Here is a 9,087-nt window from a genome sequence, read left to right as displayed (position 1 = left end):
GGAGCCGCGGAGGGCGCGTACGCCCCGGAACCCGATGATGCCGATTGCCGTCCCCAAGAGAAAGGACGTCACCGCGAGCGCGAGATGGACCCAGAAGTATGCGGTCGGGTCACCCGCGTCGTCGAAGGCGAGGCCGCTCCCGTCCTTCCACAGGTTTTTGGCGAAAGTGATCCAGATGAACCAGCTCCATACCCCGAAGGCGAGCAGGAACCAGGAGACGGGGCGAGAGAGCTTCATGGAATCCAGTATGGGCGGCGGCTCCATCCGGCGGTCGGCGGGGGCACTCTTCCGTGGGGCGGTGTCCCCCGCACCTGCGCCGACGGGTACGTTCACCGACGTGCCGACCACTTCTGCCGATCATCCGACCGCCGCGGCCCCCGGGAACACCCGGACCGTACGCCGCGCGCTCACCCGTACGACCGCCGCGCTGGCCGGCACCGCCGTACTGCTGCCGCCGCTGCTGTTCGCCGCCCCGGCGCACGCGGACGAGAAGCCGAAGGACGGCAAGCCGCAGGTTCCGGCGCCGCCCGCCGAGATGTCGAAGGTCGGCGGCGACCGGCTGGGGCAGGCCGGTACGCAGGTGCAGCTCAAGCCGGGGGCGCCCAAGCTGCCGTCGGACCTCACGGCGCGTTCCTGGATCGTCTCGGACGCCGAGAGCGGCAAGGTGCTGGCCTCGCACAACGCGCACTGGCAGCTGCCGCCGGCCAGCACGCTGAAGATGCTGTTCGCCGACACGGTGCTGCCGAAGTTCCCCAAGAACCAGAAGTACACGGTCAAGCCGGCCGACCTGGCGGGCATGGGCTCGGGCAGCAGCCTGGTGGGGATAAAGGAGAACCAGAGCTACACGGTCCATGACCTGTGGCTGGGGGTCTTCCTGCGCTCGGGCAACGACGCCGTGCACACCCTGTCCGCGATGAACGGCGGTACCGCCAAGACCGTGCAGGAGATGCAGAAGCAGGCCGAGGCGCTGAACGCGACGGACACGCATGTGGTGACGCCGGACGGCTACGACGCGCCGGGCCAGGTGTCGAGCGCGTACGACCTGAGCCTGTTCGCCCGCGCCGGGCTGCAGAACGCGGACTTCCGGGAGTACTGCTCCACGGTGAGCGCGCAGTTCCCGGGCGAGGTCAAGGACGGCAAGCGCGGATCGTTCGGCATCCAGAACACGAACCGGCTGCTCAGCGGGGATTACGACGTCAAGCCGTACCCGGGTATCGCGGGCGTGAAGAACGGCTCCACCACCAACGCGGGCTCCACCTTCACCGGCGTCGCGCAGCGCGGCGACCGCAAGCTGCTCGTCACGGTCATGAACCCGGAGAAGAAGGAACACAACGAGGCGTACAAGGAGACGGCCAAGCTCTTCGACTGGGGCTTCGCGGCGGCCGACAAGGTCGAGCCGGTCGGCAGGCTGGTCGGGCCCAAGAGCGAGGAGGGCGACGCGCGCGCGGGCGGCAAGCTGAGCGGCGACAAGGCACGGGGCGCGCTGGAGGACTCGTCCGGCGGGGCCGGCGGCGTGTGGACCGCGGCGGCGATCGCGGGCGGGCTGCTGGTGGTGCTGGGCGGCGTCGCGTTCGTGGTGCGTCGGCGCTGGCCGCGGCGTGGGGGCAGCGGCAAGTAGCGAGAAAGTCTGGTTGGTGGCGGTGGAGCTGGGTGTACGGGGTGTACGCCCAGCCCGTACGCCCAGACCGTATAACCGCCAGCCAGCCCGTACGCCCAGACCGTACGGCCGCGCGGCCAGCCCGTACGCCCGCTACGACGCCGTCGCCCCCGAGCCCTCGGACTTGTCGGCAGCGGTCTTCGCCTCAGGCCGCTCCCCCTCCTTCCCCGCATCACAATCCAGCGCCTTCCCCTCCGCCTCCGGACCGCACCGCTGTGTCGCCGTCCACGCCGCGCAGAAGACGACCAGCTTCGCGGTGAAGTTGATCCACAGGAGCAGGGCGATGGGGGTGCCGAAGGCGCCGTACATGCTCTTCGCGGCGACGCCCTTGAGGTAGCCGCTGAGGAGGAGCTTGAGGAGTTCGAAGCCGATGGCGCCGATGAAGCCCGCGGTGACGACGGCGCGGCGGGGCGGGTGGACGCCGGGCAGCTTGGTCAGGACGTAGGCGAAGAGCAGGAAGTCGGCGAGGACGGCGATGCAGAAGCCGGCAGCGGACAGCAGGACGCTGCCGACGCCGCCTTCCGCGAGGCCGAGGGCTTCGGCCGCCTTGCCGACCGCGGCGGTGGCGAAGCCGGAGCAGGCCAGGGAGACCAGAGCAGTGCCGCCGAGGCCGAGGAGGAGGGCGACGTCCTTGAGCTTGGCGACGAAGACGTTGGTGTCCTCGTCCTCCTTCTCCCAGACGGCGCGCAGGCAGTCGCGGATCGAGTCGACCCAGCCGGCGCCGGTGAAGAGCAGGGCCACGGCGGCGATGACGCCGACGGTGGCGGCGTTCTCGACCAGGGCGCCGAGGTCGAGCTGGCCGGAGATGCCGGGGATCTGTTCGGCGATCTTCTTCTGGAGATCGTGCAGCTGCCGCTCGCTGAGCAGCGCGGCGCCGATCGCGGCGGCCACCGTCAGCAGCGGGAAGAGCGCGACGAAGCTGGTGAACGTGATCGCGGCGGCCAGCCGGGTCCAGTGCACCTGCCCCATGCGTTCGTAGGCCCGCCAGAGGTGCGTCGTCATCAGCCAGGACACCATCGGACCGATGACCGGCAGCTTGCTCAACCAATCCATGGTTCCCCCCTACCCTTCGTCAGCCTTCGACACCATCTGCACAGGTATGTCGCCCGCGTGGCGGAAGACCAGCGTCCGGGTACCCCAGAAACGCAGGCACGTGGCCAGCGCCATGCCGACGCCCGCGCCCGAGACGGTGTCGGCGGTCGCGGAGGTCAGGCCGAGCAGGTGGTGCGAGACGCCGAGGCAGGTCAGCTGGACCAGGGCGCCGGCGAGGTTCACGGCGAGGAAGACGGCGTAGCGGCGGATGCGTACGGGGGCGGGGGTGCGGGCTGCGCGCCGGGCGTACGGGGGTGGTGCGGGGCGGGTACGGGCGCGGTAGGTGCCGATGGCGTTTCCGGCGTACGCGACGGTGCAGCCCGCCAGGAAGGACAGCGACTTGGCCATGAACGGGTCGAGCCCGGCCGGGCCGCGCAGCCAGACGAAGAGGGCCAGGTCGGCCGCGTACGCGAAGGAGCCGGCGACCGCGAAGCCGAGCAGCTCGGGGGCGAGGGCGCGCAGGCGGCGGCCCGGCGGCCGGTGCGGGCTGCCGGGCGGGGCGGGGCCGGTGGTCATCGCGGCGGCGCTCGCCCCCGTCATACGTCCGCGACGGCCATCGCGTACAGGACGGTCCACGCCAGTGCGATGACGGCCAGCGGGCGGTCCCGCAGCACGACGTCCTCGGGCGCGCCGGCGGTGCCCCGGTCGGCGAAGACCGCGTAGCGCAGGACGGCGAGGATGAACGGGATCATGGACAGCTGGCGCCACGGCAGGACGCCGGCCGGGGTGCCGCCGCTCTCCAGGGCCCACAGGCAGTACGCGAGGACGGCGCCGCCGGCCGCCAGCTGCCATACGAAGCGCAGGTAGCCGTCGCTGTACTCGCGCAGCAGGGCCCGGGTCTCCCCCTTGTCCGTACGTTGCTCGCGCGCCATGCGGAGCGCTTCGGAGTAGCGCTTTGCGGCGACCATGAACAGCGCGCCGAAGCCTGCGGTGATCAGGAACCAGCGGGACAGCGGGATGCCGAGCGCGGGCCCGCCGATCATGGCGCGCAGCAGGAAGCCGGCGGTGACCACGACGAGGTCGACGACCAGGACGTTCTTCCAGCTGACGCAGTAGGCGAGCTGCATGAGGAGGTACGCGCCGAGCAGAGCGGCGGTGGCGGGGTTGCACAGCACGGCCGCGGCGGCCGGGACGAGGGCGGCGAGCAGGGCGCCGGCGGCGTAGGCGGCGGGTACGGGGACCTCGCCCGCGGCGACCGGGCGGCGGCACTTGTCGGGGTGCGCACGGTCGGCCGTGGCGTCTCGCGCGTCGTTGATCAGGTAGACGGCGGACGCGGCGGCGGTGAAGAGGAGGAACAGGAGCGGGAGTTGGCGGAGCGTCTGATGGTGGAAGAGATCGCCCGCGGCGGCCGGAGCGGCGGCCACCAGGACGTTCTTGACCCATTGGCGCGGGCGGGCGGTGCGCAGCAGGCCGCGAGGCAGCCCGAGCGCGCGGGCCCGGGGGCCGGGTGGCGGCGCGGTGGCCACTCCGGGGCCGTGCGGCGGCTCCTCCAGGAGGGTGGCGCGTTCGGTCACGTCCGCTCCCCGCGTACGCCCTGAACCCGCGCGCCGCCCGCGCTCGCCATGAGCGCGCCAATCCCCCGTACGTCTCCCAGCCCCGCCACCAGCACCCCCACCACCGCCCCCGCCGCCACGTCCGACGGATAGTGCACCCCCGCGACCAGCCGCGACAGGCACATCGCCACGGCCAGCGCGGACAGGCCGGCGCCCACCGGCCGCAGTGCGCCCAGGGTGACGGCGGCAGCGGTGGCGGAGGCGGCGTGGGCGCTGGGGAAGGAGTGCGGGCTCGTGGTGCGTACGAGGGGGGCGTGGCCGGGCAGCGCGGGGCGCCGGCGGCGTACGACGCGCTTGAGGCCGATGCTCAGCAGATGGGCTCCACAGCTCAGGGCCGTGCCGCGGAGCCAGGCGGGGCGCCGTGGCCGGTCGGCCGCGGCGCCCGCCAGCCCGGCGGCGAGCCAGAGCGCTCCGTGCTCGCCGCCGTGCGAGAGGGCGCGGGCGACGGCGGCCATCCGCGCGTCGGATCCGCAGGCGCGCAGTGCGGCGAGCAGGCGGTGATCCATCTCTTCCGGGGACAGCGGGGTCACCTCGATCCGGTATCGGGCCGGCTCGCCGGGCGGACCGCCCGCTTCGTACGGTCCGCCCGGCACCTATCCCTCAAGCCCTTCGGGGCTCCGCTTCCGACTCTCCGGGGACGGGTGTGCCGTGTCGCCGCGATTAGCCCATCCACCCCATTAATCACTCTTTTCGTGCGGGGGCGGCCGGGAAGCCGGGCGATCAACGCATCCGCCGCATTACGGTCGCGGCATGGCGTCGTCCACCGGCCCGGCCGGCTCCCGTACCGCCTCCGTCACCGGCTGGGGCCGTACCGCCCCCACCACCGCGCGGCTGGTCCGCCCCGGCTCGTACGGCGAGGCCGTGGCGGCGGTGCGGGCGTGCGGGGCGCGCGGCGGGATCGCCCGGGGGCTCGGGCGCGCCTACGGGGACGCGGCGCAGAACGCGGGCGGCGTCGTCTGGGACATGACGGGCCTGGACCGTATCCGCCGCATCGACGCCGAGGCGGGCGTCGTGGAGTGCGAGGCGGGGGTCAGCCTGCACCGGCTGATGGAGGTGCTGCTGCCGCTGGGCTGGTTCGTGCCGGTGTCGCCGGGGACGCGGTACGTGACGGTCGGCGGCGCGGTCGGCGCGGACATCCACGGCAAGAACCACCATGTGGCGGGCTCCTTCACCCGGCACGTGCGGTCCTTCGAACTCCTCACGGCGGACGGCGCGGTGCGTACGGTACGGCCCGGCACGGACCTCTTCGACGCGACCGCCGGGGGCATGGGGCTGACCGGCGTGGTGCTCGCGGCGGCGGTCCGGCTCGTGCCCGTACAGACGTCGCTGATGACGGTCGACACCGAGCGCGCGGCGGACCTGGACGACCTGCTGGCGCGGCTGTCCGCCACCGATCACCGCTACCGCTACTCCGTCGCCTGGATCGACTTGCTGGCGCACGGCGCGGCGACCGGCCGTGCGGTGCTGACCCGCGGCGACCACGCGCCGCTGGACGCCCTGCCCGCGCGCGCTCGCCGGGCCCCGCTGGCCTTCCGCCCTGGACGCCTGCCGCCCGCGCCGCGCGGCCTGCCGGACGGGCTGCTCGGGCGGCGGTCGGTGGGGCTGTTCAACGCGTTCTGGTACCGCAGGGCGCCCCGCCGCCGGACCGGGGAGCTGCAACGGATCTCCGCGTTCTTCCACCCGCTGGACGGGGTGCCGCACTGGAACCGGGTCTACGGGCGCGGCGGCTTCGTGCAGTACCAGTTCGTGGTGGGCCACGGGGAGGAGGAGACGCTGCGGCGGATCGTGGAGCGGATCGCGGCGCGCGGCTGTCCGTCGTTCCTGGCGGTGCTGAAACGGTTCGGCGCGGGCGGTTCCGGGTGGCTGTCGTTCCCGGCGGCGGGCTGGACGCTGGCCCTGGACATCCCGGCCGGGCTGCCGGGGCTCGGTGCCTTCCTGGACGAGCTGGACGAGGCGGTCGCCGCGGCGGGCGGGCGGGTCTACCTGGCCAAGGACGCCCGGCTGCGGCCGGAGCTGGTCGATGTCATGTACCCGCGGGCGCCGGAGTTCCGCGAGCTGCGGGAGCGGCTGGACCCGCGCGGGGTCTTCACGTCCGACCTCTCGCGCCGCCTCGCCCTGTGACCGGCCCCCCTCCGAAAGGAAATCGTCCGAAAGGAAAGCGCATGAAAGACGCCTTCGGCTCCCCCCAGTCCCTCCTGATCCTCGGCGGCACCTCCGAGATCGCCCTGGCGACCGCCCGCCGCCTGATCGCCCGCCGCGCCCGTACGGTCTGGCTGGCGGGCCGCCCCTCCCCCGCCCTGGAGGACGCGGCCGGGCAGCTGCGTTCGCTGGGCGCCGAGGTACGTACGGTGCCCTTCGACGCGCTGGACACCGGCGGCCACGAGGAAGCCCTCGGCAAGGTCTTCGCCGAGGGCGACATCGACGTGGTGCTGCTGGCCTTCGGCGTACTGGGCGATCAGGAGCGCGCCGAGGCGGAGCCGGCGGAAGCCGTGCGGATCGCGGGGACCAACTACACCGGCGCCGTCTCGGCGGGCCTGGTCTGCGCCCGGTCGCTGCGCGTCCAGGGGCACGGTTCGCTGGTGGTGCTCTCGTCGGTCGCGGGCGAGCGGGCGCGGCGCTCGAACTTCGTCTACGGCTCCAGCAAGGCCGGGCTGGACGCGTTCGCGCAGGGGCTGGGGGACGCGCTGTACGGGACGGGTGTGCACGTCATGGTGGTGCGGCCCGGGTTCGTACGGACGAAGATGACGGCCGGAATGAAGCCGGCGCCGCTGGCCACGACGGCGGAGGCGGTCGCGGAGGCGGTCGGGACGGGGCTGCGGCGCCGGAGCGAGGTGGTGTGGGTGCCGGGGGCGCTGCGGCCGGTGATGGCTGTCCTGCGGCATATGCCACGGGCGATTTTCCGGCGACTGCCGGTATGAGCGCCGACGGGCGCCCGGCCCGCTAGCAGGTGGGCGTAGGCGGCCGCGACAGATCCGCCTGGCGCGGCACCCCGGCGGCGGGCGCCCCGAACGGGTACTCCCGCTCCAGCCGCCACACGCCGTCCGCGCCCTGCTCGTAGAGCGCGAACCCGTCGATCGTCCAGGCGGCCTCGAAGTCCTTCAGCGCCACGAACGCCTGGTCCATGGCCTCCTCGGAGATGCCGTGCGCGACGGTCACATGCGGGTGGTACGGGAACTGCAGTTCGCGCGCGCAGGGTCCGGACGCGGCACGCACCCGCTCCTGGAGGGCGGTGCACTCCGCCTCGCCCTCGGCCAGCTTGACGAAAACCACCGGGGACAACGGCCGGAAGCTGTCCGTCCCCTCCAGGCGCAGCCGGAAGGGCGCGAAGCCGGCGGCGACCTCGGCGAGGTGCTCCTCGATGGCGGGCAGGTCCTCCGCGCGGGCCTCGGTGGGCGGCAGGAGGGTGATGTGCGTGGGGATGCCGTGTGCGTGCGGGTCGCCGAAGCCCGCACGCTGCTCCTGGAGGAAGCTGCCGTACGGCTCCGGGACCGCGATCGAAACGCCGAGCGTTACGGTCCCCACTGCGTTCTCCCTCCTGAAGCTGTCGTTGTACCCCGGATGCCAGTGTGCCGGGTGGGCCGTCCCCGCGGCGACCGTCCTCGGTCCCGCCGCATCCGGGACCGAAGGCCCTGGTACGCGGGCGGGCCGGGGCGCCCGGGCCCCGGCCCGGCCGGTCAGTGCTTGGCGGGCAGGAACCCGATCCGGTCGTACGCCGAGGCCAGCGTCTCGGCGGCCACCGCGCGCGCCTTCTCGGCGCCCTTGGCCAGGATCGAGTCCAGCGTCTCGGGGTCGTCCAGATATTCCTGGGTACGGTCCCGGAACGGTGTGACGAACTCGACCATGATCTCCGCCAGGTCGGTCTTGAGGGCGCCGTACATCTTGCCCTCGTACTTCTTCTCCAGGTCGGCGATGGACTCGCCGGTGAGCGTGGAGTAGATCGTCAGCAGGTTGGAGACGCCCGGCTTGGCCTCGGCGTCGTAGCGGATCACCGTGTCGGTGTCGGTGACCGCGCTCTTGATCTTCTTGGCGGAGGTCTTGGGCTCGTCGAGCAGGTTGATGATCCCCTTCACCGACGAGGCCGACTTGCTCATCTTGACCGCCGGGTCCTGGAGGTCGTAGACCTTGCCGGTCTCCTTGAGGATGTACGGCGCCGGGACGGTGAAGGTGTCGCCGTAGCGGCCGTTGAAGCGCTCGGCGAGGTCGCGGGTCAGCTCGATGTGCTGGCGCTGGTCCTCGCCCACCGGGACCTGGTGGGCCTGGTAGAGCAGGATGTCGGCGATCTGCAGGATCGGGTACGTGAACAGGCCGACGCTGGTGCGGTCGGCGCCCTGCTTGGCGGACTTGTCCTTGAACTGCGTCATCCGGCTGGCCTCGCCGAAGCCGGTCAGGCAGTTCATGACCCAGGCGAGCTGGGCGTGCTCGGGGACGTGGCTCTGGACGAAGAGCGTGCACCGCTCCGGGTCGAGACCGGCGGCCAGCAGCTGGGCGGCGGCGAGCCGGGTGTTCGCGCGGAGCGCCGTCGGGTCCTGCGGGACGGTGATCGCGTGCAGGTCCACCACCATGTAGAAGGCGTCGTGCGACTCCTGCAGGGCCACCCACTGGCGGACGGCGCCGAGGTAGTTGCCGAGGTGGAAGGAGCCGGCGGTGGGCTGAATCCCGGAGAGTACACGCGGACGATCGAGAGCCATGGCAGTCATTGTCTCAGGTCCGCGGACGGGGGCGGCGCGCGGCTGGGCAGAGGCGGGGGCATTGGCGGGGGCACGGGGGTGCCCCGGCGGGGCACGG

Annotated in this window: 10 protein-coding genes; 3 read left to right on the top strand and 7 right to left on the bottom strand. The window is 72.9% G+C overall.

The features are described from left to right. On the bottom strand, positions 1-237 hold a 237-nt coding region (locus tag ADK86_RS44365; RefSeq protein ID WP_053696513.1), incomplete at its 3' end, for an SCO4848 family membrane protein. Here ADK86_RS44365 and ADK86_RS11570 point away from each other — a divergent pair. Beyond that, positions 236-1,618 (top strand): D-alanyl-D-alanine carboxypeptidase family protein, encoded by a 1,383-nt coding sequence (locus tag ADK86_RS11570; RefSeq protein ID WP_234345811.1) that lies wholly within the window; start codon positions 236-238, stop codon positions 1,616-1,618. The genes ADK86_RS44365 and ADK86_RS11570 overlap by 2 nt on opposite strands. A 132-nt stretch (positions 1,619-1,750) precedes the next feature. Here the strand turns inward: ADK86_RS11570 and ADK86_RS11565 are convergent, their stop codons facing one another. The 4 genes from ADK86_RS11565 to ADK86_RS11550 are packed head-to-tail and all read right to left on the bottom strand — an operon-like array spanning position 1,751 to position 4,808. Beyond that, complete coding sequence (locus ADK86_RS11565; RefSeq protein ID WP_053696508.1) at positions 1,751-2,710, bottom strand: YihY/virulence factor BrkB family protein; 960 nt, start codon at positions 2,708-2,710, stop codon at positions 1,751-1,753. A gap of 9 nt (positions 2,711-2,719) precedes the next feature. Beyond that, positions 2,720-3,265 carry a GtrA family protein gene (locus tag ADK86_RS11560; RefSeq protein ID WP_053696511.1) on the bottom strand — a complete coding sequence of 182 codons (546 nt, stop codon included), beginning with the start codon at positions 3,263-3,265 and terminating at the stop codon, positions 2,720-2,722. 20 nt (positions 3,266-3,285) lie between these two features. Beyond that, on the bottom strand, positions 3,286-4,263 hold the full coding sequence (locus ADK86_RS11555; protein ID WP_078952000.1) for a decaprenyl-phosphate phosphoribosyltransferase: 978 nt from the start codon (positions 4,261-4,263) through the stop codon (positions 3,286-3,288). Then, positions 4,260-4,808 carry a phosphatase PAP2 family protein gene (locus tag ADK86_RS11550; RefSeq protein ID WP_053696509.1) on the bottom strand — a complete coding sequence of 183 codons (549 nt, stop codon included), beginning with the start codon at positions 4,806-4,808 and terminating at the stop codon, positions 4,260-4,262. The genes ADK86_RS11555 and ADK86_RS11550 overlap by 4 nt, the downstream gene beginning before the upstream one ends. A 244-nt stretch (positions 4,809-5,052) precedes the next feature. Between ADK86_RS11550 and ADK86_RS11545 the strand changes: the two genes are divergently transcribed. Together ADK86_RS11545 and ADK86_RS11540 are read left to right on the top strand one after the other, a co-directional pair. Then, positions 5,053-6,423 carry an FAD-binding oxidoreductase gene (locus tag ADK86_RS11545; RefSeq protein WP_053696507.1) on the top strand — a complete coding sequence of 457 codons (1,371 nt, stop codon included), beginning with the start codon at positions 5,053-5,055 and terminating at the stop codon, positions 6,421-6,423. 41 nt (positions 6,424-6,464) lie between these two features. Further along, complete coding sequence (locus ADK86_RS11540) at positions 6,465-7,220, top strand: decaprenylphospho-beta-D-erythro-pentofuranosid-2-ulose 2-reductase (protein WP_053696506.1); 756 nt, start codon at positions 6,465-6,467, stop codon at positions 7,218-7,220. A gap of 22 nt (positions 7,221-7,242) precedes the next feature. On the opposite strand, the gene ADK86_RS11535 is transcribed toward ADK86_RS11540, so the two are convergent. Together ADK86_RS11535 and trpS are read right to left on the bottom strand one after the other, a co-directional pair. After that, positions 7,243-7,824: a 2'-5' RNA ligase family protein gene (locus ADK86_RS11535; protein WP_053696505.1), complete on the bottom strand. Its 582-nt coding sequence runs from the start codon at positions 7,822-7,824 to the stop codon at positions 7,243-7,245. Positions 7,825-7,976: 152 nt separating this feature from the next. Beyond that, the gene (gene trpS / locus ADK86_RS11530; protein ID WP_053696504.1) at positions 7,977-8,990 is read right to left on the bottom strand and encodes a tryptophan--tRNA ligase; all 1,014 of its coding nucleotides are present in this window, start codon (positions 8,988-8,990) and stop codon (positions 7,977-7,979) included. Between the last annotated feature and the right edge of the window lie 97 nt (positions 8,991-9,087).

Source organism: Streptomyces sp. NRRL F-5755 (assembly GCF_001279365.1).
Classification (GTDB): domain Bacteria; phylum Actinomycetota; class Actinomycetes; order Streptomycetales; family Streptomycetaceae; genus Streptomyces; species Streptomyces rimosus.
The sequence above is the reverse complement of the archived record's forward strand: the minus strand, read 5'-3'. Positions and strand labels throughout refer to the sequence as shown.

Bases quoted from the DNA above. Each gene is read 5' to 3' on its own strand.
- ADK86_RS11570 (WP_234345811.1), top strand. From the start codon at position 236: ATGGAATCCAGTATGGGCGGCGGCTCCATCCGGCGGTCGGCGGGGGCA.
- ADK86_RS11565 (WP_053696508.1), bottom strand. From the start codon at position 2,710: ATGGATTGGTTGAGCAAGCTGCCGGTCATCGGTCCGATGGTGTCCTGG.
- ADK86_RS11560 (WP_053696511.1), bottom strand. From the start codon at position 3,265: ATGACCACCGGCCCCGCCCCGCCCGGCAGCCCGCACCGGCCGCCGGGC.
- ADK86_RS11550 (WP_053696509.1), bottom strand. From the start codon at position 4,808: ATGGATCACCGCCTGCTCGCCGCACTGCGCGCCTGCGGATCCGACGCG.
- ADK86_RS11545 (WP_053696507.1), top strand. From the start codon at position 5,053: ATGGCGTCGTCCACCGGCCCGGCCGGCTCCCGTACCGCCTCCGTCACC.
- ADK86_RS11540 (WP_053696506.1), top strand. From the start codon at position 6,465: ATGAAAGACGCCTTCGGCTCCCCCCAGTCCCTCCTGATCCTCGGCGGC.
- trpS (WP_053696504.1), bottom strand. From the start codon at position 8,990: ATGGCTCTCGATCGTCCGCGTGTACTCTCCGGGATTCAGCCCACCGCC.